The following is a 23270-nucleotide window of genomic DNA, read 5'->3' on the forward strand; positions in this document are numbered from 1 at the left end:
GTCACCGCTGTGCGGCGGCCAGTGCGGCGACGGGCTGGTCGGCGACGCCGAGCCGCTGGGCGTGCCCGAGCAACTCGGTCAGCTTCCCGGCCTCGCCGTTGCCCGAGTTGATCAACTTGAGCAGCAGCGCCGACACCGTCAGGTTCTTGATGTCGTTGGTGTCGACCGAGCCGAGCAGTGACTTCACGTCGTCGGTGAAGCTGGCCGAACCGTTGAGCCACGGCCCGGCGAGCTGCTGGGCGACCGACGAGTGGTCCATGAACCCGTCGACACTCTTGCCGATCGACACCGCGCCCACGATCCGCTCGAAGAACTGGGTCTCGCCGCCGACGATGTCGATGTCGGCCTTCTCCAGGCCCGCGGCCAGCACCATGGCCTGCGCCTCGGCGACCTCGCGCTGCGCCTCGATGCCCTTGAGGCGGATGTCCCGCTCCGCCTCAAGCCGCAGCCGGTATTCCTCGTGCGAGCGGGTGGCCTGGTCCATCGCGGCGAGCGCGCCCGCCTTGTCCGACAGGCCTTCCGCCTCGCCCTTGAGCTTGAACTTGATCGAGTCGGCCTCGACCATCGCCTTCTCGCGGGCGACCACGGCCTCCGCGCGGCCGACCTTCTCGATCGCCAGCGCGTCGCGTTCGCGCACCTGCACCTGGGCCAGCCCCTCGGCGGCGGCCTCGGCCTGGGTGCCCTCGGCGAGGCGGATCTTGGCCCGCGCGTCGAGTTCGGCGGCCTGCTGACGCGCCTCGGCGAGCACGAGTTCCTCGCGCGCCTTGTGCTTGGCCGATGCCTCCGCGGCCTCGGCGGCCTTGATGTCCTTGACCAGGTTCTCCTGCGCCTCCGCCTCGGCCCCGATGACCAGCGCCTGACGCATCCGCTCGGCTTCCTCGACCGCGCGCAGCCGCTTGATCGCCTCTTCCTGCTCGGCGACGGTCTTGTCGACGGCGATCCGCTCGCGCACGACCTCGGCCACGGCGCGCTTCTCGCCCTCGACCTCCTTGTCGGCGGAGATGCGCGAGAGCGAGGTCTCGCGCTCGCGGGCGATGACCTCCAGCATCCGGTCCTTCTCGATGCGCTCGGTCTCGATGGCGATCACGCGCTCGCGGTTCTTCTGCGCCACGGCGATCTCACGGGCCTGGTTCTCGCTCTGCACACCCAGCGCTTCGTCGGTGCGCAGCTGGGCGGTGTTGGCCTTGAGCCGCTCCTCGGCCTGCACCTTCAGGATCTCGGCCTCCTCGCGGGCGCGCATGGTCTCGACCTCGCGGCGCTGCTTGATCTCCGCGTCGGCCTTGCGCCGCTCCAGCTCCAGGATGGCCTCCCGCGCGTCGACGTTCTGGCGGGTGATCTCCTTCTCCTCGTTGCGCTGGAACTCGTTGGTGCGGATGTGCTCGATCGCGGTCAGCTCGGTGATCTTGCGGATGCCCTGCGCGTCGAGGATGTTGGCCGCGTCGAGCTGCGACATCGGGGTCTGCTCGAGGTAGTCGATGGCGGCGTCCTCAAGGCTGTAGCCGTTGAGGTCGGTGCCGATGACCCGGATGATCTGGTCGCGGAACTGGTCGCGCTGGGTGTAGAGGTCGACGAAGTCCAGCTGCTTGCCCACGGTCTTGAGCGCCTCGGAGAACTTGGCGTTGAACAGCACCTGCAGGGTGCTCTCGTCGCTGGCCCGCTGCGTGCCGATCGCCTGCGCCACCTTGATGACGTCCTCGGTGGTCTTGTTGACCCGCACGAAGAACGTGATCCGGATGTCGGCGCGGATGTTGTCGCGGCAGATCAGGCCCTCGGTGCCCGCCCGGTTGATCTCGATGGTCTTGACCGAGATGTCCATGACCTCGGCCTTGTGCAGCACGGGAAGCACGATCGCGCCGGTGAACGTCACGTATACGTTCTTGACCTTGGACACGATCAGCGCCTTGCCCTGTTCCACCTTGCGGAACAGCCTGCTGATCATGAACACCAGGATGACGAGGACGAGGAGGATCACGCCCAGCACGACGACAAGGCCAGTGGAGATCGGTTCCATGCTTCTGCAGCCCCTCAGAGTCAGGTGAGCGAAGAGTCGAGCGGGGAGATCCAGAAGAACTCGCCGTCGGGGTCGTAGTCGTAGATCACGGCGGTGTCACCCGCGCCGAGCGCGTCGTCGCCCGCCTTGCGGACCTGGATGACCGCCGATGAGCCGTCCGGTGCGGTCACTTCGGCCTGGCCGAAGGTCTGGTCGACCTGGCCGGTGCGCACCACACAGGTCCGGCCGACGAAGTCGACGCGCGACGCGCCGGTGTCGTCGGGGAACAGCCGGTGCAGCGGCGCCATGGCCAGGCGTGTGACGAGAAGGCCGATCAGCAGTGCCCCCAGGAGCACACCGATCGACACGAGCGCGCCCCCGGGCAGCAGCACGGTGCCGACCAGCGCGGCGAACCACGCCACGAGGACCAGCAGCGAGACGGCGATCGTCAGCGGCACGCCGCCGAGTCCGAACGCCTCGACGTCCGCGGAGTCCATATCGGACACTCCGAGCGCGACGATCAGCCAGTAGAGGATGACGGCGACCAACAGGAAGGTGAACAGGACCACGGGGAAACGGAGAGCCGTCGCGACGAACTCACCCATCGACCGCCCCCAGAGACACTGTTGTTGGCGGCACCCTACCCGCCGCGTCGGAAGCTAGTTCGCGTTTCTCGGACATTTCGTGACGGGCCGGTGCACGGTCCACAGAGGAGATTGGGTCGGTCACACCAAGTTTGTGTTACGTGAAGTAACAGTTACTTGCTATCATACCTTCCACCCGGCTCCAGAACTGAGGTGGATGACATGCCGCTGGCCCATCCGGCAAGCCCGCCGCCCGCGGGCGGGGCGCCCGTCGACCAGATCCTGATCGCGCTCGGGATGTTCCTGGTCGTGTTCATCCCGCTGCTGGTCTTCGTGGTGCGGGAACGCACCGGGAAGGCGACCGTGCTGGGCAGGCTCGCCGACCACAGCGAGCGGCTGACCGGGCTGCCCCGGTGGGCGCCGATACCGCTGGTGGTGGCGTTCGCGTCGGGCATCTCGGCGCTGGTCGGCGTCTACTGGGACGTCCCGATCCACATGGAGCTAGGCCGCGACGAGGGCCCGCTGGCCAACCCGTCGCACTACCCGATCTACTTCGGCCTGGTCGGAATCATGTTCTCCGGGGTCATCAGCGGCGCGCTGGCCACCCGCGACCTGCCCGCCAAGGCGCTGCGGATCGGGCCGGACATCAGGGTGCCGCGCGGCAGCGTGCTGATGTTCGCCACCGGCTCGGTCGCCCTCTCCGGCTTCCCCCTCGACGACGGGTGGCACCGCCTCTTCGGCCAGGACGTCACCGAGTGGGGCCCGACCCACGTGCTGATGATCTGCGGCGCGATCACCGTCGTCATCGGACTTCAGCTGCTGCTGGCCGAGGCCCGCCAGGTCAAGGGCGACAGCCAGTGGACCCGGTGGCTCGGCGTGCTGCTCGCGGGGGCGTGGCTGATGGGCACCGCCGCGATGCTGATGGAGTTCGACCTCGGCGTCCCGCAGTTCCCGATGCTCAGCCACGTCGCCATCGTCGCGCTGACCACGACCTGGACGATGGTCGTCGGCCGCTCGTCGTTCGGCCCCGGCGGCGCGCTGCTGACGGTCGCGGTGCTGCTCGTCAGCCGCCCGTTCTTCGTCGCGCTGCCCTACGCGCTGGACTTCCACACCGCCGTCCTGCTGCCGTGTGTGGCGGAAGCGGTGATCATCGAGCTGGTCGCGCTGTTCCTCAAGCCCGGCTACCGCTTCGGCATCGCCGCCGGACTCGGCGTCGGCACGGTCGGCATGGTCGCCGAGTTCCAGTTCAGCCAGTGGATCATGCCCAACCCGTGGCCCGCGTCGATGCTCGCCGACGCCGTGGTCGTCGGCACGCTGTGCGCGGTCGGCGGCGGCCTGGTCGGCGCGTGGCAGCACCAGCGGATCACCGAGATAGCCAAGCCGCAGGCCCCGGCCCCCACGGGTTTCGCCCGCAGGCACGCGCTCGGGCTGGCGGGCGCGCTCGGCGCGACCGCCGTGCTGGCTTTCGTGATCCCGCCGCAGGACCCCGGCCCGGACTGGTCGGCCGACATCCAGCTCACCGAGTCGGCCACCGGCCTCCCCATCGCCCACCCGAAGGACGGCGAGGAGCGCTGGGTCAACGCGACGGTGACGATCACGCCCGCCGACGTCACCCGTGACGCGGTGTGGCTCAGCGGGTTCTCCTGGCAGGGCGGCGGGTTCAACTCCGCGCCGCTGGTCCCGGTCGGCGACGGTGTCTACCGAACCAGCGAGCCGCTGCCGGTCTACGGCGAGTGGAAGTCGGGCATCCGGCTGCACACCGCCGACCGCGTGCTGACGCTGGCACCGGTCTACGCGCCCGCCGACCCGGCCGCCAACGCGTCGTCGATCCGGGCCATCGACGGCGCGCACCCGTTCATCCCCGAGATCGAGTTCCTCCAGCGGGAACGCAAGTCCGACACCCCGGCCGTGCTGTGGACGACGGCGTACGTGTTCGTCGGCGGCGTGTTCGGGCTGGCTTGGGCGCTGTTCGCCTGGCTTTACGCGTCGGCTGCTTCGACCGAACGTCTGCCCGAACGGTCGTCCCTCCGGCGTAAGAAGGCATCGACGCTGGAGGCATGACCGAAGCCATAGCGCGGCTCGACGCGGACACCCGCGACCAACTGCTTCAGTTCCTTGGCGTCAGTGACGCCCAGGACCTGCTGGAATCCGACGAAGGCTACGACGAGGTGATCTCGTTCTTCGAAGAACAGGTCAACGCCCTCCTCCAGGAGATGGAAGCCGTCCAGATCCGGGTCGCCTACCTGGCCGACCAGCTGGAGCAGTACGCCGGGGTACAGCGATGACCCCCGGCGCAAGTGGCCTGGACCTGCTTCCGGTAGAGCTGCAGCTGAAGATCGTGGACCAACTCGATCCGCAGGATGTCGCCGCCGTCGCGCTGCTGGCCAGTAACAACCGCGCGGCACACCTCGCGCGCACCAGGCTCAGGCAGGTCTTGGACGGCTTGCACAACGGCCCGAACGTCCAGCAGTGGAACGCCGACATCCACCAGGCCATGTTCGGCCCGATCCCCTAGTCCGGGAGGGACCGCTCGATCGCGTCGAGCAGGGGGGCCACCCGGTAGGGGATCTGGTCGGTCATCGCGACGGCGGTCGAGCTGCGGATCACGCCGCGGCAGGCGAGCACCGAGTTGATCACCTCGTGCAGGTGGCGGTTGCTGCGCGCGGCGACCCGGACCAGCAGGTCACCGTCGCCCGCGATGCCGTGCGCCTCCAGCACGTAGGGCACGAGCACCAGGTCGTCGATGGCCGAGCCGAGGCGGCCCTGCGCGACCTGGATGGTCAGGAACGCGGTCACCTCGACACCCAGCTCGGTGTAGTCGACGGCCCGGCCGCGCTGCCCGACCACACCCTGGCGTTCCAGCCGGGCGACCCTGGCGTGCGCGGTGTTGCGGGCGATCCCGAGGCGTTCGGCCAGCTCAGTGATGCCGACGCGCGGGCTGGCCACCAGCTCGCGGATGACCCGCAGGTCGAGGCGGTTCCAACTGCCCATGCCGCTCAACCTCCCATGATCACCCGGACATCTTTTGCGCAGATCGCTCAACTTTCCCCCTTGAGTCTTGCACAGCGCTCACCGTGAATCGTTTGCTTGCCCGCGACGCGCAGGCGAGAGCGAAGGTGGCGGACATGACAGTGCTGTTCGAGGGGTACAGCCCTGCCGAGGTCGTCGGCGCCACCTCCGGCCGCGGCGCGCTGACCGGCGTGCAGGCGCTCGGCAAGCTGCTGCTCGACCAGCACCGCGCCGACCAGGCCCGCGGCTGGCGCACGGCAGGCCTGGTCTCGGGCTACCGCGGCTCACCGCTGGCCGGTCTCGACCTCGTCCTCGACCGCAACGCCAAGCTGCTGGCCGAGCACGACATCAAATTCATCCCCGGCGTCAACGAGGAGCTGGGCGCGACCGTCGTCTACGGCTCGCAGCTGGCCCCACAGCTGCCCGATCCGCGCTTCGAGGGTGTCTTCGGGCTCTGGTACGGCAAGGCACCCGGTCTCGACCGGTCGGTCGACGCGATCAAGCACGCGACCTGGATGGGCACCACCCCGCGCGGCGGCGTGCTGTGCGTGGCCGGGGACGACCCGGCGAGCAAGTCGTCGTCGCTGCCGTCGAACTCGACCATGGCGCTGGCCGAGTCCTACCTGCCGGTGCTGGCCCCGGTCGACGTGGCCGACGTGATCCGGCTGGGCCGCTTCGGCTTCGAGCTGTCCCGGTTCAGCGGCGCGTGGACCGGGTTCACCATCGTGACCAACATCGGCGACGCCTACGAGATCGTCGACCTGGGCGCGACCCCGGAGATCGTCATTCCGGAGTTCTCGTGGGACGGACGCCCATGGCGGCCCACTTACAAGGCCGGTGTCGGCATCCCCGAGGCGCTCGCGCTGGAGCGTGAGGTGCTCGACGGCAGGCTGGCCGCGGCGGTGGCGTTCAGCGCGGCCAACGGGCTGAACGTGATCGAGGGCGCGGTCGCCGACGCCCGGATCGGCCTGGTCGCCTCCGGCCACAACTACGCCTCACTGCGCGATGCCCTCGACCGACTCGGCCTGGATGAGGACGCGCTGGTCCGGCGGGGTGTCCGCATCCTGAAGCTGGGCATGGTCCACCCGATCGACCGCGACCTGCTGTTCCGCTTCGCCGACGGGCTCGACGAGCTGGTGGTGATCGAGGACAAGCGCGCGTTCGTGGAGACGCTGGTCAAGGAGGCCCTGTTCGACCGGGCTGTCCGGCCGCGCGTCTACGGCAAGCAGGGGCCGGAGGGCAAGCAGCTCATCCCGGTGACCGGGTCGCTCGACGCCGACCGGCTCGTGGCGTCGCTTGGCCGGTTCCTGGCCGAGCGGGTCGGCCGCGAGCACGTCGACCTGCGGCACCCGGCGTTCAAGCCGCGGCTACCCGCGCTGTCGCTGACCCCGGTCAACCGGACCCCGTTCTTCTGTTCGGGCTGCCCGCACAACCGCTCGACCGAGACCCCGGACGGCTCACTCGCGGGCGCGGGCATCGGCTGCCACGCGCTGACGACGTTCATGGACCGCAGCGTCGGGTTCACCCAGATGGGCGGCGAGGGCGTCAGCTGGGTCGGCGCCGCGCCGTTCACCGACACCGAGCACTTCTTCCAGAACCTCGGCGACGGCACGTTCTTCCACTCCGGCAGCCTGGCGATCCGCCAGGCCGTCGCGGCGGACACCAACATCACCTTCAAGCTGCTCTACAACGCCGCCGTGGCGATGACCGGCGGCCAGCACGCCGACGGGTCGGTCGACCCGGCCGCGGTGACCCGGATGCTGCACGCCGAGGGCGTGGCGCGCACGGTCGTGGTGACCGACCAGCCGCGCAAGTACCCGCGGCGGACCAAGTGGGCGCCCGGGGTGAAGGTGCGGCACCGCGATGACCTCGACGCCGTCCAGCGCGAACTGCGCGACATCCCCGGCGTGACGGTGATCGTCTATGACCAGGAGTGCGCCGCCGAGAAGCGCCGCAAGCGCAAGCGCGGCCTGCTGCCCGACCCGGTGACCCGCGTGCACATCAACGAGTCGGTCTGCGAGGGCTGCGGCGACTGCGGGCAGAAGTCCAACTGCCTCAGCGTCGAACCGGTCGACACCGAGTTCGGCCGCAAGACCCAGATCGACCAGACCTCGTGCAATAAGGACTATTCCTGCCTGCTCGGCGACTGCCCGTCGTTCCTGACCGTCATCCCCGGCCAGGGCAAGAAGCGCCTTGACCGGCCCGAACTCCCGTCCGGCCAGCCTGAACCCTCGGCGCGGCCGGACGCGGCAAACCTCGTGCTCGTCGGCATCGGCGGCACCGGCGTGGTCACCACCAACCAGGTGCTCGCCACCGCCGCGCTGATCAGCGGGCTCGACGTGCGTGCGCTCGACCAGACCGGGCTGAGCCAGAAGGCGGGCGCCGTGGTGTCCCACCTGCGCATCACCGCTGGTCAGAGCGTCGCGCCCGGCCTGGTTCCGGCTGGGACCGCCGACGGCTATCTGGTGTTCGACGCCCTCGCCGCGGGCACCGAGCCGAACCTGTCGCGCTGCTCGGAGGACCGGACCGTCGCGGTCGTGTCGACCTCGGAGGTGCCCACCGGCCGGATGGTGACCGACCCGTCGGTCGGCTACCCGGGCCGCGAGGATCTCTTGGGCAAGATCACCGGCCGGACCAAGTCCGTGCACGCCTTCGACGCCCTCGACCTGGCCGAACGCCTGTTCGGCAACACCGCGGCGGCCAACTTCCTGGTCGTCGGCGCGGCCTACCAGGCCGGGCTGCTGCCGCTGACGGCCGAGGCGATCGAGAAGGCCATCGAGATCAACGGCGTCGGCGTGGCCACCACGATCCAGGCGTTCCGGGCGGGTCGGCAGTGCCTGATCGACCCGACGTGGCTGGACAAGCCGGTGGTCAAGGTCGAGGGGACCGAGCTGGAGCGGCTGCTCGCGGTGCGCGTGCCCGAGCTGACCGCCTACCAGAACGCCGCCTACGCCCGGCGGTACACCGACCTGGTGTCCACTGTGGAGACAGCGGAGCTGATGCTGGGCACGCCGGGGACGCTGACCCAGGCCGTGGCGCGCAACCTGTTCAAGCTGATGGCCTACAAGGACGAGTACGAGGTCGCCCGGCTGCACCTGGACCCGGCCGTGCGCGAGTCGGTCGAGGAGAAGTTCGGCGCGGGCGCGATGATCGGCTACCAGCTGCACCCGCCGATGCTGCGGGCGATGGGGATGAAGCGCAAGATCACGTTGAAGCGCTCGGCCCGGCCCATGTTCGCCGCGCTGCGGGCCCTGCGCGGGCTGCGGGGCACGGCGTTCGACCCGTTCGGCCACGCCCACCTGCGCAAGGTCGAGCGCGCGCTGATCGAGGAGTACAGCGCGATGATCACGCGGCTGGCTGCCTCGGTGACCGCGTCGACCTACGCGACCGCGTGCGAACTGGCCGCCGCTCCCGATCTCGTCCGGGGCTACGAGGAGATCAAACTCGCCTCGGTGGAGCGCTACCGGGCGCGCGTCGCCGAGCTGACCGTCCACATAGTCGCTTCCGACGGTGCGCAGGAAGTGGCAACTGTGAACCCTGTCGCGGCGTCATAACTTCACGCAGGCTCCCTCTCTTGAAGGTGACAGCTCGTTCACCCGATGGTGCAAGCCGTCACTGGTTGCGCAATTCATGAGAGGGCGTTCTGATGAAGAAGCGGTATATTTCCGCATTCGCGACGCTGGGTATGGCGGTCGCCGGACTGACCATCCCGTCGCTGGTAGGCACGGCGCAGGCCGGCCAGGAGGAAGCGGCGGCCGCGGGCTACGACCAGTTCATCGTCAGCTACTCCGACACCTCGGCGGCGTCGCGGAGTCTCGCGGGTGTCACCCGGGTGAGGGACCTCGGCACGGGTGACGTCGTCGTGCGCGCGAACCGCGGCCTCAACCGCTCGGGCGCCGCGAAGCTGATGAACGACCTACGCAAGCAGGCGGGCGTCGTCAGCGTCGAGCCCGACCTGATCATGACCGCGCAGACCAATGACAGCCGCTACGCCGAACAGTGGGACCTCTTCGAGGCCACCGCGGGCATGAACGCCCCCGCCGCGTGGACCACCGCAGACGGCGCGGGCGTGACGGTCGCGGTGATCGACACCGGCATCGTCGGCCACTCCGACCTCAACACCAACGTGCTCCCCGGCTACGACTTCATCAGCGACGCCACCTCCGCCCGCGACGGCAACGGCCGCGACGCCAACCCCAACGACGAGGGCGACTGGTACGCCGCGGGCGAGTGCGGCCAGGCGAACCCGAGCAACTCGTCGTGGCACGGCAGCCACGTCGCGGGCACCATCGCCGCGGTCAGCGACAACACCAACGGCATCGCGGGCATCGCGGCCAAGGCCAAGATCGTCCCGGTCCGCGTGCTCGGCAAGTGCGGCGGCCGCACCTCCGACATCGCCGACGCGATCACCTGGGCCTCCGGCGGCAAGGTGTCCCGGATCCCGAACAACCCGAACCCGGCCAAGGTCATCAACATGAGCCTCGGCGGCGCCAGCTCGTGTTCCTCGGTCTACCAGCGCGCCATCGACAACGCCGTCAAGCGCGGCACCACGGTCGTCGTCGCGGCGGGCAACTCCAACATGGACGTCGCGAACTTCACCCCGGCCAACTGCAACAACGTGGTCTCGGTGGCCGCCAGCGACCGCGAGGGCAACCGCGCCTTCTACTCCAACTTCGGCCCCAAGATCGACGTGACCGCCCCCGGCGGCGAGGTCCGCAACGAGACCGACCCGCCCGGCACCCGCACCAAGCCCCAGGACGGCATCCTGTCCACCATCAACGCGGGCACGACCGTCCAGACCGTCGAGGACTACAAGACGTTCATGGGCACCAGCATGGCCGCCCCGCACGTCGCGGGCCTGGCCGCCCTGATGCTGGGCGAGAAGTCCATGACCCCGGCCCAGGTCGAGGCGGCGCTGAAGGCCAACACCCGCCCCCTGGCAGGCACCTGCTCCGGCGGCTGCGGCACCGGCCTGATCGACGCGGGCGCCACCATCGCCAACATCTGATCACCGACGACAACGGCGGCTGCCACCCGAGGGTGGCAGCCGCCGTTTCGCGTTCTGTGGAAAATGAGTAGGGCGCCCGGGGCTCGAACCCGGAACCTACGGATTAAAAGTCCGCAGCTCTAACCAATTGAGCTAACGCCCCATCGCCCGGCGAGTGTACCCGGGTGGCCGTCGCCCCCGTCCGGGGACACAGGAGGTGGACCATGGCCGACCTGCCCGTGTGGCTGCTCGACGTGGACGGCGTGCTCAACGCCGTCAGGCCGGGCTGGGGACGGGCGCCGCGACAGGGGACCGCGTCCTCCGGAGGGCTCGGCTACCGGATGCACTGGGCGCCCGCGCTGATCGAGGAGATCATCAGGCTGCACCGCGCCGGGCTGGTGGAGATCCGGTGGGCGACCACCTGGGCCGACGACATCGCGCAGGTCGAGCGGCTCCTTCGGTTGCCTCGGTTCCCCACGGCGTTCTCCACGCTCGGCGTCGACCCGTCGGTCAAGGCTCCCGAGCGGAAGGCCGCGGCGGCGTTGGAGATCGTTGAGGTGGAGTGCAGGCCGCTGGTCTGGACCGACGACGACGCGATCCCGGCGAGCGGGCCGCTCATCGAGCGGTTGACCGCGATCGGCGTTCCCACCATGTTCGTCCGACCCAACCCGCGGCATGGGCTGCAGCCCGAGGATGTCCGCGCGATCGAGGAGTTCCTGGACGAGCTTCGCTAGCGTCGTGTGCCTCAGCGGTGGGTCAGGCCGAAGGCGCGGTGGTGGCGCAGCGCCAGTTCCAGGTGGGTGCGCCGGTCGGTCAGCGGGTGGCCGATGATCGTCTCGATCTGGTGCAGGCGGTAGCGAACCGTGTTCTTGTGGACGGTCAGCGCCGAGGCGGTGCGGTCGACGCTGCCGCCGCTTTCCAGGTAGAGCAACAGGGTCTCGCGCAGCATGTCGTGGCCGGGTCCGGTCAGGGGGCCGAGTTCGCGGGCCACCAGGTCGCGGGCGGCGTCCGGGTCGGCCGACATCAGTGACACGAGTTCCACGTCGGCGAACGAGGTCAACCCGGCCGGGAAGCCCGCGGCGATGGCCAGGCGCTGGGCGCGGCGGGCGTCGTGGTGGCCGTGGCGGAAACCCGCGATACCCCGACCCGGCGTGCCCACGCAGACGTGGATCGCCGGGTCGGTGTGGCTGAGCCTGCCCAGCTGCGGCGCCCGCCGGGTCGCCACCCAGGCCCACAGGTCGCGCGATCCCACCGACAGGACGAGCGGGCGGTTGCCACCGAGCTGGTCTGCGAGCCCGGCGGCGGTGCGGTGCATCGACTCCACCGCGGTCGCGTCGGAGTCGGCGTCGGCGACCCAGAGGACCAACGCGGTCTGGTGCGTGGCGACCGGGTGACCCAGCTCGGTCGCCGCCAAGTCCACATCGGACAGTTCGCCGTCGAGGATGGCCTGGATGGTCTGCGTGCGGCGGGCCATGGCGCCCTGCATGACCCGTTCGCGCTCGTCGTGGAAGATCGCGATGAGGTGGTCGGTCGACTCGTCGATCCAGCCGCTGGCCCGGTCCCACAGATACATCAGCACGTCGATCGGAGCTGGGCCGTCAGCGCCGATCTCGCCCACCAGTTCCGACAGGAATGTCCACACCGCCCGACCGGCCACCCGGTAGACCTTGAGCAGCACGCCGATGTCCATGCCGCGGCGGGCGATGGTGAGGGCGAAGTCGACCGCCTGCGGGGGCACGACGACCTCGCGCCGCTCGCGTTCGACGACCCCGAGGAAGACCTTCCAGTGGGCGCGGGTGCCCGCGTGCAGCGCTTCGACCAGCCGCGGGTCGGCGGCCAGCTCGGGCAGCTGGGCCAGGATCAGCCCGTCGATCCGCTCGACGAACCGGGTGACCTCGGCGTCGATGCCCGCCTCGGCCACGTAGCCACTCAGCCAGCGGGCCAGACTCTGCGCCATCGCGTTGTCCGTTCGCACAAAGGAGCCAGGAATCTCTGGTGGAGTAGCCAAGAGGCCGCCGAGCTGATTGTGTCATTGTTCAGCTACGCGTTGGTAACGTGACGCCTGTCTCAGGAGGTTCCTGGTGTTCGACTACGTCGTCGTCGGCGCGGGTAGCGCGGGCAGTGTCCTGGCGAATCGGCTGACCGAGGACCCGTCGACGAAGGTGCTCCTCCTGGAGGCAGGGCCGCCCAGCGACGCGCTGGAGGTGCAGATCCCGGCCGCGTTCCCCAGCCTGTTCCGCACCCGCTGGGACTGGTCGTACCAGACCACGCCGCAGCCGGGGCTGGGCGGGCAGCGCGCGTACTGGCCGCGGATGAAGGCGCTCGGCGGCTGCTCGGCGATGAACGCGATGATCTACATCCGCGGCAACCGGGCCGACTACGACGGCTGGAAGCGGGACTTCGGCGCCGTCGGCTGGGGCTACGACGACGTCCTGCCGTACTTCGTCAAATCCGAGCAGAATTCCCGCGGCGCGGGCAGGTTCCACGGCGCCGACGGCCCGCTGCACGTCGAGGACCGCTCCTACACCCACAAGCTCACCGACACCTGGATCGCCGCGGCGGTGGCGTCTGGCCTGCCGCCCAACGACGACTTCAACGGCGTCGACCAGCTCGGCGTCGGCCGCTACCAGGTCACCTGCCGAAAGGGCCGCCGCTGGTCGACCGCCGAGGGCTACCTCAAGCCCGTGCTGGACCGCCCGAACCTGACCGTCACCACCGGCGCGTTCGCCACCCGCGTGGTCCTCGAAGGCACCCGCGCGGTCGGCGTCGCCTATCGGATGGACGGCAAGGAGCACATCGCCCGCGCCGAGCGGGAGGTCATCCTGGCTGGCGGGGCGATCAACTCGCCGCAGCTGCTGATGCTGTCGGGCATCGGGCCCGCCGACCACCTGCGCGACGTCGGCGTCGAGGTCGCGCTCGACCTGCCCGGGGTCGGCGCCAACCTGCACGACCACCTGGTCACGCCCCTGCTGTTCCGCACCAAGGGCGCCACCGACATCGCCGTCGACCACAACAACCCGCTGCGCCTGGCCCAATGGCAGGCCACCGGCCGCGGCCCGCTGTCATCCAACATCGGCGAGGCAGGCGGGTTCGTCAAGACCCGCGGCGGCCTCGCGGGCCCGGACGTGCAGTTCCATGTCGCGGCCACCGGCTTCTACGACAACGGCTTCCGCGAGCCGCTGACCAGGTCGTTCACCATGGGTTCGACGCTGGTCGACGTGGCCAGCCGGGGCACGCTGCGGCTGGCGTCGGCCGACCCGACCTGGCGGCCACTGCTCGACCCGGCCTACTTCCAGGAGCGGTCCGACCTCGACGCGATCGTCGCGGGGCTGCAGCAGCTGCACGACATCGCCCGCCAGGCCCCGTTCGCCAAGCACGTCGAGGGCCCGTTCTGGCCCGAGGCCAAGGACGACGAAGCGGCGCTGGCCGAGCACGCCAGGAAGTGGACCCAGACGATCTTCCACCCGGTCGGGACCTGCGCCATGGGCGCGGGCGACAACGCCGTGGTCGACCCGGAACTGCGAGTCCGCGGCGTCGACGGCCTGCGCGTGGCCGACGCGTCGGTCATGCCGCGCATCGTGCGCGGCAACACGAACGCCCCAGCGGTCATGATCGGCGAGAAGGCCGCCGACCTGATCCGCGGCACCATCACCGTCCACGCCGCCGCCAAAGAAGGAGTCCGTTCGTGAGCAGCACGATTGAGGTCCACAACCCGGGCACGGGCGAGCCGGTCGGCACGTATCCCGTGCACACCGAGGACGATGTGCGCGCCGCCGTCGAGCGGGCCAGGGCCGCCGCGGGCTGGTGGGACGGCCTGGGCTTCGCCGAACGCCGCAAGCGCCTCGACGCCTTCCGCGGCGTCATCGCCCGCCGCATGCACCAACTCGCGGGCGTCGTGCACGAGGAGATGGGCAAGCCCCACTCCGACGCCGCCCTCGAGATCGCGATGATCCTCGACCACATGGCCTGGGCGGGCCGCAACGCCTCGAAGGTCCTCGGCCGCCACAAGGTCAAGTCCGGAGCCCTGACGCTGCACTTGGCGGGCACGGTCGAGTACCGCCCGCTGGGTGTCGTCGGCGTGATCGGCCCGTGGAACTTCCCCGTCGCCACCCCCCTTGGCTCCATCGCCTTCGCCCTGGCCGCGGGCAACGCCGTGGTGTTCAAGCCGAGCGAATACACCCCCGGCGTCGGCGCCTGGCTGGTCGACGCCTTCAACCAGGTAGTCCCCGAACACCCCGTCTTCCAACTCGTCACCGGCGACGGCTCGACGGGCGCGGCCCTGTGTCGGGCGGGCGTCGACAAGATCGCCTTCACCGGCTCGACGGCGACCGCCAAGCGCGTCATGGCCACCTGCGCCGAGACCCTGACCCCGATGATCGCCGAATGCGGCGGCAAAGACGCCCTGATCGTCGACGAGGACGCCAACCTCGACGCCGCCGCCGAAGGTGCCGTTTGGGGCGGCTTGGCCAACGCGGGCCAGGCGTGCATCGGAACCGAGCGGATCTACGTCCACCAGAAGGTCTACGACACCTTCCTGGAGAAACTCGTCGCCAAGGTCAACGACCTCCGCGCGGGCGCCGACGAGTCGGCCAAGATCGGCCCGATCACCATGCCCTCCCAGATAGGCGTCATCACCGGCCACATCTCCGACGCTCTGACCCGCGGCGGCAAGGTCGTCGCGGGCGGCGGGGAGACCGTTGGCCAGGTAGTCCAGCCGACCGTCCTGGTGGACGTCCCAGACGACGCCCCCGCGAACCAGGAAGAAACATTCGGCCCGACCCTGACTGTCCGCCCCGTGTCGGACATCGATGAGGCCATCCGACTGACCAACGCGTCCCGCTATGGACTGAGCGCCACGGTTTACGCGGGCAAACGAGCACGGGACATCGCCGCACGAATCCGCTCAGGAATGGTGTCGGTAAACGCGGTATTCGCCAACGCGATCCTGCCCACGGCACCCTTCGGCGGAGTCGGCGACTCCGGCTTCGGCCGAATCCACGGAGCCGACGGCCTACGAGAGTTCACCTATCCACACTCAGTGGTACGCCAACGTTTCAGCCCACCCCTAGCCCTAACAACCTTCAACCGCACCGACAAGACCGACACGCTGCTGACAAAGATCGTCGCCCTCGTACACGGTCGCAACTAACCGAGGTCGCAGGCGCTCGATTTACCTGCCGAAGCCCGACTCCGCCCGCATCGCTACCGTTTCACAATGCGCGCCCACGTTCCCGACGTCGATCCGGCAGGTCTGGTCGAAGCCGCAGGCAGCGCCGCATACGCGCGCGGTGTGCGATACGCACGCCAGCACGCGGTCGTGCGCATGCGGTGGGACGACTCCGAGCAGGCCATATACGCGACGGTGCGGAGCCAATCGGGTGGCTTCTACGAGACGACGGCGTATTTCTCGTCCGTGGGCGGAGCGTCCGTTCGGTTCGCGCGGGGGGAATGCAACTGCCCGGTCGAGTACGACTGCAAGCACGTGGTCGCCGTGGTCCTGACAGCGTCCGGGTTGGACCAGCGCGGGTCGACAGTCGTGCGGACCCCGCCGCCGCCGACCTGGGAGCAATCGCTCAGTTCCTTGGTCGGCCCCGGAGGCGCCTCGGCGAGATCCGACGGGGCGGCGATCGCCATCGAGATCACTGTGGCCGCAGCGCCGGGCCGACCGACCCGGCGCGGTATGCCTGTCGAGCCGACGCTGAAGGTCGTCGCGCGGCTGGTCACACCAGGGCGCAACGGTTGGGTCGCGGGCGGGCTCTCCTGGACCAAGCTGGCCAACCCCTATCAGTGCACCGAATACCGCACCTCCCATGTGCGGCTGCTTCGGGAACTGCACGCGGTGTACCGGTCCCACGAGAATTCGTACTCCTACGGCTACCACGCCGAACAGAAGACGATCGACCTGGCGACCTTCGAGTCGCGCCAGCTGTGGACTTTGCTGGACGAGGCGGAGGCCATCGGCGTGGCGATGGTGCACGGGCGCAAGAAGGTGGGCCCGCTGGCGTCCTACACCCGTGCACGGGTGCTGCTGGATGTCACGCGGGCAGCGGAATCCGATTCGCTGTCGATCGCGCCCGTACTGCGGATCGAAGGGCCCGAGGCGGATGCCGCGCCGCTGACGTTCATCGGGTCCGACGGCCACGGCGTGGTGTATGTCGATCGCGCGCAGATCCGGGCCGGGACCGACCATGGCGATTGGCGGCTTCGACTGGCCAGGCTCGACGGGACCGTGCCCGCCCAGTTGCAGCGGATGGCGGTGGACAACCAGCACCTCGTCGTTCCGGCGGGGCAAGGCGACCGGTTCCGGAACGAGTTCTATCCCCGGCTTCGGCACATCGCGCCAGTGGTCTCCACGGATGGCTCGTTCACCCCGCCCGCGATCTCCGACCCAACCCTGGTGCTGCGCGCGAACTACGGCGCGAACCACGCCCTCGACCTGAATTGGGAATGGGCGTACCAGATCGGCGATTCGCCGCTGCGGATACCGCTCGGTCAAGCGGGCTCCGATGACGGATACCGCGACCTGGCCAAGGAACGATCGGTTCTGGCCGACCTCGGACTTCCCCTGGAGGAATTCGGCCTGCGCGACGAGGAGCACGCCTTGGCTCCGGGCGCGCGGCTGCGCGGGATCGACACGTTGCGCTTCACCACCGAGGTGATCCCGCTGCTGACGGGCGCGACCGGCACCGCTGTGGAAGTCGGCGGAGATCCGGTCGACTACCGGGAGGCGGGTGACACGCTGCGAATCGGCGTGTCGACCGGGGAGGTGGCGGGCGAGACGGACTGGTTCGACCTCGGCGTCACCATCACCGTCGAGGGGCGCCAGGTCCCCTTCGCCGAGGTGTTCAAGGCGCTGGACGCCGACGAATCGCATCTGCTGATGCCGGACGGCGCGTATTTCTCCTTGCACAAGCCCGAGTTGCAGGCTCTGCGCAAGCTGATCGAGGAGGCACGCGCACTGCGCGACTCGCCGGACGGCCCGCTCAAGATCAGCCGATTCCAGGTCGGCCTCTGGGACGAGCTAGCCGAGTTGGGCGTGGTCGAGAAGCAAGCAGCCGCGTGGCAGCGGCAGCTCGACGCCCTGCGGTCGGTCGACTCGGTCGACGCGATCCAGCCACCGGACACCCTCGCCGCCCAGTTGCGCGGCTACCAGCTCGACGGCTACCGCTGGCTGCGTTTCCTCTGGGACTTCCAGCTCGGCGGCGTCCTCGCCGACGACATGGGCCTGGGCAAGACGGTGCAGACCCTCGCCCTGATCTGCCACGCGAAGCAAGCCGATCCAGACCGTGCGCCGTTCCTCGTCGTCGCGCCGACCAGCGTCGTGTCGAACTGGGCAGCGGAGATCGCGCGGTTCGCACCTGGCCTGACGGTCGTGTGCATCACCGACACGATGCGCAAGCGCGGCCAGACCCTCGCCGAAACCGTGGCGGGCGCCGACGTGGTGGTCACCTCCTACACCCTGTTCCGCATCGACTACGACAACTACGCCGAGTCGACCTGGTCCGGGCTGATCCTGGACGAAGCCCAGTTCACCAAGAACCACCAGTCCAAGATCTATCAGTGCGCCCGCAGGCTTCCCGCGCCGTTCAAGCTCGCGATCACCGGAACCCCCATGGAGAACAACCTGATGGAGTTGTGGTCGCTGCTGTCGATCACCTCACCCGGGTTGTTCCCGAACCCGACCAGGTTCCGCGACTACTACGGCCAGCCGATCGAGAAGCGGGGCGACACGGAGCTCCTCGCGCAACTGCGTCGACGGATCAAGCCGCTGGTGCGGCGCCGCACCAAGGAGCAGGTGGCCGCCGACCTGCCCGCGAAGCAGGAGCAGGTGCTCGAGGTCGAGCTGCACCCGAAACACCGCAAGATCTACCAGACGCACCTGCAACGCGAGCGCAGAAAGGTACTCGGCCTGGTCGACGACATGAACAAGAACCGGTTCACGATCCTGAGCTCGCTCACATTGCTTCGCCAACTGAGCCTGCACCCCGGACTTGTCGACGACGGCAGCCATGACCTGGCTTCCGCCAAGATCGACGTGCTGCTCGAACACCTGCATGAGGTCGTGGACGGGGGCCACCGGGCGCTGGTGTTCAGCCAGTTCACCGGGTTCCTCGACAAGGTGCGCGGCGGCCTCGACGCCGCCGGGATCGACTACTGCTACCTCGACGGCAAGACCCGCGACCGCGCCACGGTGTTGAAACGGTTCAAGGACGGATCGGCCCCGGTGTTCCTGATCAGCCTCAAGGCAGGCGGGTTCGGCCTGAATCTGACCGAGGCCGACTACTGCTTCCTGCTGGACCCGTGGTGGAACCCGGCGACGGAGGCGCAGGCTGTGGACCGGACCCACCGCATCGGACAGACCCGCAACGTCATGGTGTACCGGCTCATCGCCAAGGACACCATCGAGGAAAAGGTGATGGCGCTAAAGGCCCGCAAGGCCGAGCTGTTCACCAGCGTCATGGACGACGGCAACATGTTCGGGTCGGGTCTGGACGTCGCCGACATCCGAGAACTCTTCGCCTGAGGCCGACAGCGGGCCAAGACGCGTCAGCAAGCAGTGCGCTTCCGGCCTGATGAGCTGCCGGAAGCGGCTGTCGAGCGGGCCCGCCGTGGCGCGGTCGCGGATCAGAAATCCGACCTCGATGTTGTCGGTGAGTCCGCGATCGGCGAAGTTGGCACTGCTGAGCAGCACCTCCGACCTCGCGCCAGCGACCTTGACTAAGTGATCGGTTCAAGCACGCGGGCGGTCGGCGAGCCCGCGAGGGCAGGCGAGTTCGCGGGCACCGACCAGACCTCCCGCTCCAAGAACGCCCGGAAGCGCTCCGCCTGCTCGGCAGACGGAAAGTCGAGGTCAACGACGATATAGCGAGGGTCGTCAACCGGCTGCTGGATCCGATGGGCAAGGACGCCGGCAGCCGCCCGAGCGCCGGCGAAGCGGTCGAACGCCGCACGCCAGGTCGGAAGGTCCGTTATCGGGTGCTCGATATGCAAAGTGACCATGCCGACGACGGTAGGTGCCGTCGGGTAATCGGAACATCCCGAGAACAGGGGGGTACCGTCGGCCCGGTGGTGACGCGGGCGGGGGCGGAGCGGATCGAGCGACGGTGCCGGGATCAGCGCGACGACCGCCCGGCCAGGGCCGCGGTGCTCGCCGAGCTGCGCCGGTCGGTGCCGTTCGACGCCTATGCGTGGGTGATGACCGACCCCGAGACCGCCGTCGGCACGTCCCCGCTGGCCGAGGCCCCAGCGCCGCTCCCCGCGTTGATCAAAGCGAAGTACCTCACCAAGGCGAACCGCTGGACCGCCCTTCCCGCCCGCCGCGCCCACAATCTGCCCGACCCGGGCGAAAGCCTCGTGTGGCGCGAGGTGCAGCGAACCCACGGCGTCACCGACATCGCCTCCGTCCGCCATGCCGACCGCTACGGCTGCTGGGGCTTCCTCGACCTGTGGCGCACGGGCGGCCAGTTCTCCGCCGCGGAACTCGACTTCCTGACCGCCGTCGCCACGCCCATGACCACCATGCTGCGCGGCCTGCAGGCCAGGGCGTTCGACCGGACCACCGATACCGCCGACACCGCGGGCCCGGTCGTGCTGGTGCTCTCACCCGACCTGGAGGTCCGAGCGCAGACCGCGACGACCGACGCCTATCTGCGGTCCCTGATCCCGCCGACCGACGAGCGCCCGCCGGTCCCCGCCGCCGCGTACAACGTCGCCGCGCAGTTGCTGGCCGTCGAGGCGGGGGTGGACGATCACGCGTCGCTCGCGCGGGTGCATCTGGCGCCCGGCCGGTGGGTGACGCTGCGCGCGGAGCGGTTGGCGGGGGACATCGCGGTGACGATGGAGCGCAGCACGCCCGCTGAGCGGCTCGCGGTGTTCCGCCGGGCGATGGGGCTCTCGGCGCGGGAGGGCGAGCTGCTGTCGCACCTGGCCGATGGGCACGCGACCGCGGACGTGGCCCGGCTGATGGTGCTGTCCGAGCACACCGTGCAGGACCACATCAAGGCGATCTTCACCAAGACCGCGTCGCACAGCCGGGCGGCGCTGCTGTCGCGGATCAACGGCTGAGCATGATCGACTTCACAAGGCTCACGCTGCGTGCCCAAGCCCATGTGAACCTCGGGTGTCAAACCTATTACGTTGTACAACGAAATGACCTGGGGCGATCGTGATCATGGACCGCGATCATCGGTGAGCGTCGTTCACGTTCTGTCGATGATGGCAAAAGTTGATCATCCATAATGGACACAAGAGCGCTGCTAGCGTCGATTTCGGTGCCGTCACATGGCATCCACGACAACAGGAGGCAACAAGATGTCCAACCGCATGCGTGCCGTCACGACCGTCCTTGCGGGCACCGCCGCCGCGTTCGCGTTCGCCGCGGGCACCGCGCAGGCCGCCCAGACCGCCTCGGTGTTCCTCTACAACGGCACCGCCGCCCACTGCGCCACCAGTGGTCAGAACGGCGTCGCGGGCGGCGTGTTCGCCTCCTACACCTGCCAGAACGGCGTCGCGGGCCACGCGCTGTCGGTGACGGCGAAGGCGGGCACGGTCAGCAACGTCCACATCAACACCTTCCCGACGCTGGTCGACTGCAACTCGGTGGGCAACAACGGCGTCTCCGGCGGCGTGTTCACCAGCTTCCACTGCCAGAACGGCATCGCGGGCTACAGCCTGTCCGTCTCCGGCTGATCCACCGCCCGGGGGCGCCACGGCGTCCCCGGGCGCTATTTCGCGGGCGACCGCGACCGGGATTTGCGAGGCTGGCCCGATGCTCGTGAACTGGATGGACGAACAGCTCGCCGCGGCGGGGATCTCCCGGACCGGCGACGTCGGCGAACCGCGGGTCCGGCCTTGGTCGACCGTGCTTACCGCGCCCACGACGACGGGACCGGTGTGGCTCAAGACCACCAGTGCGGCCACCGGCTTCGAGGCCGCGCTCTACGAGATCCTGCACGAGCTCGCCCCGCACCGGGTGCTCGAACCCATCGCCGTGGACACCGAGCGCGGCTGGCTGCTGCTGCCCGACGGCGGCGCCCCGGTCGGCTGGGACCTGCCGCCCGACGACCTCGCCGCCATCCTCGTCGACGTCCTGCCGCGCTACGGCGTCCTGCAGCGCGACGTGGCGCCGCAGGTCGATCGGATGCTCGCCGCGGGCGTCGCGGACATGCGCCCGGAGGTCATGCCGACCCGGTTCGCCGCGGCCGTGTCCGCCGTCGGCGGCTTCCCGGAGGTCGAGGCGCGCGAAGCCGACTTCCTCGGCTGGTGCGCGCGCCTGACCGAGTCGCCCGTCCCCGCCTGCCTCGACCACAACGACCTGCACCCGGCCAACATCCTGCTCACCGACCCCACCGACCCCGACGCGGTCCGCTTCTACGACTGGGGCGACGCGGTGATCGCCCATCCGTTCGCGGCGATGTTCGTCCCCCTCAAGGTCCTGCTCGACAAGCTCGGCCCCCAGGCGGCCGGGACGCTGCGGGTCCGCGACGCGTATCTGGAGGCGTTCACCGACCTGGCCCCGCGCGCCGAGCTGGCCGCCGACCTCGACCTGGCCTGTCGGGTCGCCAAGGTCGCGCGCACGCTGGTTTGGGCGCGCGCCATCGCCACCGATCCAGGGGAGTGGGCCGACGCCCCGCGCGAGACCCTGGGGACCCTCCTCGCCGACTCGTACTACTGAGGTGCGGTAGAACATCGCCATGGCGGACGACAGCGTCGACGAGCTGACCGACGCCGTGCTGACCGCGTCCCGGCTGCTGGTGGCGGTGTCGGCCCGATCGATCGCGGCGGTCGACGACACCATCACGCTGGCGCAGTTCCGACTGCTGGTGATCGTGTTCACCCGCGGTACCCAGAGGGTGACCGCGCTCGCCGAACTGCTCGGCGTCAATCCATCGTCCGCGACCAGGACCGTCGACCGGCTGGTGCACGCCGGGCTCCTCGGCCGCAGGCAGAACCCGGCCGCGCGCCGGGAGACCCACATCAGCCTGACGCCCGCGGGCAGCGCGCTGGTCGCCGAGGTGACGCGGCGGCGGCGGGTGGAGATCGCCCGGATCGTGGCCGCGATGCCGATGGAGAACCGGCGCGGGCTGGTCGCGGCGCTGGCCGCGTTCGCCGAGGCCGGGGACGAGCCGCCCGCGGGCTCTTCGCCCTATCGGGTGGACGACACGGACTGGGCCTGACAACCTGCCGTGATGGAGATCGAACGGAAGTTCCTGGTCGTCGACGACTCGTGGCGGTCGGCGGTGGTGTCGCGGCGGCAGATCGTGCAGGCCTATCTGGCGATCGGCGAGCGCTCCCAGGTCCGGGTCCGCAGCACCGGAGACCAAGCGTGGATCACGGTCAAGGGCCAGGCGGCAGGCGTGTCCAGAGAGGAATTCGAGACCGAGGTCCCGGTCGACTTCGTCGACGGCGTGCGGGCCGCCGGGCTCTGCGATGGCGAGCCGGTGGAGAAGGAACGGCACGTGGTCGCGGTCGAAGGGCATCAGTTCGAGGTCGATGTCTTCCATGGCGCCAACGAAGGGCTCATCCTGGCTGAGTTGGAACTCGACGCGCCCGACGCCGAGTTCCCCCGGCCTGGGTGGCTGGGCACCGAGGTCACCGACGACAAGCGCTACCGCAACGCCTACCTCGCCAAGTCCCCCTACGACACCTGGTAAGTGGAACCTCGGCCGGGACCCACACGTCTACCCGACGACCCAAGCGC

The 23270-nt window shown here is 69.5% G+C and carries 19 protein-coding genes and 1 tRNA gene; 14 read left to right on the forward strand and 6 right to left on the reverse strand.

Translation table 11 applies throughout. The annotated features are described in order from the left end of the window. Nucleotide 1 precedes the first annotated feature (1 nt). The gene (locus BN1701_RS24950) at nucleotides 2-2011 is read right to left on the reverse strand and encodes a flotillin family protein (RefSeq protein ID WP_054052750.1); all 2010 of its coding nucleotides are present in this window, start codon (nucleotides 2009-2011) and stop codon (nucleotides 2-4) included. Between the two features lie 20 nt (nucleotides 2012-2031). Then, complete coding sequence (locus BN1701_RS24955; RefSeq protein WP_054052752.1) at nucleotides 2032-2595, reverse strand: hypothetical protein; 564 nt, start codon at nucleotides 2593-2595, stop codon at nucleotides 2032-2034. A gap of 201 nt (nucleotides 2596-2796) precedes the next feature. On the opposite strand from BN1701_RS24955, the gene BN1701_RS24960 reads away from it, so the two are divergent. The 3 genes from BN1701_RS24960 to BN1701_RS24970 are packed head-to-tail and all read left to right on the forward strand — an operon-like array spanning nucleotide 2797 to nucleotide 5089. Further along, nucleotides 2797-4635 carry a hypothetical protein gene (locus BN1701_RS24960; protein ID WP_067520874.1) on the forward strand — a complete coding sequence of 613 codons (1839 nt, stop codon included), beginning with the start codon at nucleotides 2797-2799 and terminating at the stop codon, nucleotides 4633-4635. Beyond that, nucleotides 4632-4859 (forward strand): hypothetical protein, encoded by a 228-nt coding sequence (locus BN1701_RS24965; protein WP_054052754.1) that lies wholly within the window; start codon nucleotides 4632-4634, stop codon nucleotides 4857-4859. Before BN1701_RS24960 ends, BN1701_RS24965 begins: the two co-directional genes overlap by 4 nt. Next, nucleotides 4856-5089 (forward strand): F-box protein, encoded by a 234-nt coding sequence (locus BN1701_RS24970; protein WP_054052755.1) that lies wholly within the window; start codon nucleotides 4856-4858, stop codon nucleotides 5087-5089. The genes BN1701_RS24965 and BN1701_RS24970 overlap by 4 nt, the downstream gene beginning before the upstream one ends. On the opposite strand, the gene BN1701_RS24975 is transcribed toward BN1701_RS24970, so the two are convergent. Beyond that, nucleotides 5086-5565: an Lrp/AsnC family transcriptional regulator gene (locus tag BN1701_RS24975; RefSeq protein WP_054052757.1), complete on the reverse strand. Its 480-nt coding sequence runs from the start codon at nucleotides 5563-5565 to the stop codon at nucleotides 5086-5088. The genes BN1701_RS24970 and BN1701_RS24975 overlap by 4 nt on opposite strands. A 134-nt stretch (nucleotides 5566-5699) precedes the next feature. Here BN1701_RS24975 and BN1701_RS24980 point away from each other — a divergent pair, with 134 nt between their 5' ends. Together BN1701_RS24980 and BN1701_RS24985 are read left to right on the forward strand one after the other, a co-directional pair. Continuing rightward, nucleotides 5700-9137 carry an indolepyruvate ferredoxin oxidoreductase family protein gene (locus tag BN1701_RS24980; RefSeq protein WP_067520877.1) on the forward strand — a complete coding sequence of 1146 codons (3438 nt, stop codon included), beginning with the start codon at nucleotides 5700-5702 and terminating at the stop codon, nucleotides 9135-9137. Nucleotides 9138-9229: 92 nt separating this feature from the next. Beyond that, entirely contained in the window at nucleotides 9230-10591 is a 1362-nt protein-coding gene (locus BN1701_RS24985) for a S8 family peptidase (RefSeq protein ID WP_172803312.1), read from the forward strand. Nucleotides 10592-10659: 68 nt separating this feature from the next. Here BN1701_RS24985 and BN1701_RS24990 read toward each other — a convergent pair. Then, nucleotides 10660-10733 (reverse strand) — tRNA-Lys (locus tag BN1701_RS24990). Nucleotides 10734-10794: 61 nt separating this feature from the next. Between BN1701_RS24990 and BN1701_RS24995 the strand changes: the two genes are divergently transcribed. Next, nucleotides 10795-11304, forward strand: a complete 510-nt coding sequence (locus BN1701_RS24995) for an HAD domain-containing protein (RefSeq protein ID WP_054052761.1) — start codon at nucleotides 10795-10797, stop codon at nucleotides 11302-11304. Between the two features lie 11 nt (nucleotides 11305-11315). Here BN1701_RS24995 and BN1701_RS25000 read toward each other — a convergent pair whose 3' ends face one another. After that, nucleotides 11316-12527, reverse strand: coding sequence for a CdaR family transcriptional regulator (locus BN1701_RS25000; RefSeq protein ID WP_054052763.1), 1212 nt, complete (start codon nucleotides 12525-12527; stop codon nucleotides 11316-11318). A 124-nt stretch (nucleotides 12528-12651) separates the two neighbouring features. On the opposite strand from BN1701_RS25000, the gene BN1701_RS25005 reads away from it, so the two are divergent. The 3 genes from BN1701_RS25005 (at nucleotide 12652) to BN1701_RS25015 (ending at nucleotide 19094) form a co-directional block, all read left to right on the forward strand. After that, a complete protein-coding gene (locus BN1701_RS25005; RefSeq protein WP_231949699.1) occupies nucleotides 12652-14259 on the forward strand; it encodes a GMC family oxidoreductase in 1608 nt (535 codons plus the stop codon). Beyond that, nucleotides 14256-15719 carry an aldehyde dehydrogenase family protein gene (locus tag BN1701_RS25010; protein WP_054052767.1) on the forward strand — a complete coding sequence of 488 codons (1464 nt, stop codon included), beginning with the start codon at nucleotides 14256-14258 and terminating at the stop codon, nucleotides 15717-15719. The genes BN1701_RS25005 and BN1701_RS25010 overlap by 4 nt, the downstream gene beginning before the upstream one ends. A gap of 66 nt (nucleotides 15720-15785) precedes the next feature. After that, complete coding sequence (locus BN1701_RS25015; RefSeq protein WP_054052770.1) at nucleotides 15786-19094, forward strand: SNF2-related protein; 3309 nt, start codon at nucleotides 15786-15788, stop codon at nucleotides 19092-19094. Nucleotides 19095-19288: 194 nt separating this feature from the next. On the opposite strand, the gene BN1701_RS25020 is transcribed toward BN1701_RS25015, so the two are convergent. Continuing rightward, complete coding sequence (locus tag BN1701_RS25020; RefSeq protein WP_054052772.1) at nucleotides 19289-19570, reverse strand: hypothetical protein; 282 nt, start codon at nucleotides 19568-19570, stop codon at nucleotides 19289-19291. A 66-nt stretch (nucleotides 19571-19636) separates the two neighbouring features. Between BN1701_RS25020 and BN1701_RS25025 the strand changes: the two genes are divergently transcribed. The 5 genes from BN1701_RS25025 (at nucleotide 19637) to BN1701_RS25045 (ending at nucleotide 23223) form a co-directional block, all read left to right on the forward strand. After that, a complete protein-coding gene (locus BN1701_RS25025; protein WP_054052773.1) occupies nucleotides 19637-20635 on the forward strand; it encodes a response regulator transcription factor in 999 nt (332 codons plus the stop codon). Nucleotides 20636-20881: 246 nt separating this feature from the next. Beyond that, complete coding sequence (locus BN1701_RS25030) at nucleotides 20882-21259, forward strand: hypothetical protein (protein WP_054052775.1); 378 nt, start codon at nucleotides 20882-20884, stop codon at nucleotides 21257-21259. Between the two features lie 79 nt (nucleotides 21260-21338). Further along, a complete protein-coding gene (locus BN1701_RS25035) occupies nucleotides 21339-22244 on the forward strand; it encodes a phosphotransferase (protein ID WP_054052777.1) in 906 nt (301 codons plus the stop codon). A gap of 19 nt (nucleotides 22245-22263) precedes the next feature. Further along, the gene (locus BN1701_RS25040; protein ID WP_054052779.1) at nucleotides 22264-22746 is read left to right on the forward strand and encodes a MarR family winged helix-turn-helix transcriptional regulator; all 483 of its coding nucleotides are present in this window, start codon (nucleotides 22264-22266) and stop codon (nucleotides 22744-22746) included. A gap of 12 nt (nucleotides 22747-22758) precedes the next feature. After that, nucleotides 22759-23223: a CYTH domain-containing protein gene (locus tag BN1701_RS25045; protein ID WP_054052781.1), complete on the forward strand. Its 465-nt coding sequence runs from the start codon at nucleotides 22759-22761 to the stop codon at nucleotides 23221-23223. Nucleotides 23224-23270: the final 47 nt, after the last annotated feature.

It is taken from the genome of Alloactinosynnema sp. L-07, from assembly GCF_900070365.1.
In the GTDB taxonomy this organism is placed as follows: domain Bacteria; phylum Actinomycetota; class Actinomycetes; order Mycobacteriales; family Pseudonocardiaceae; genus Actinokineospora.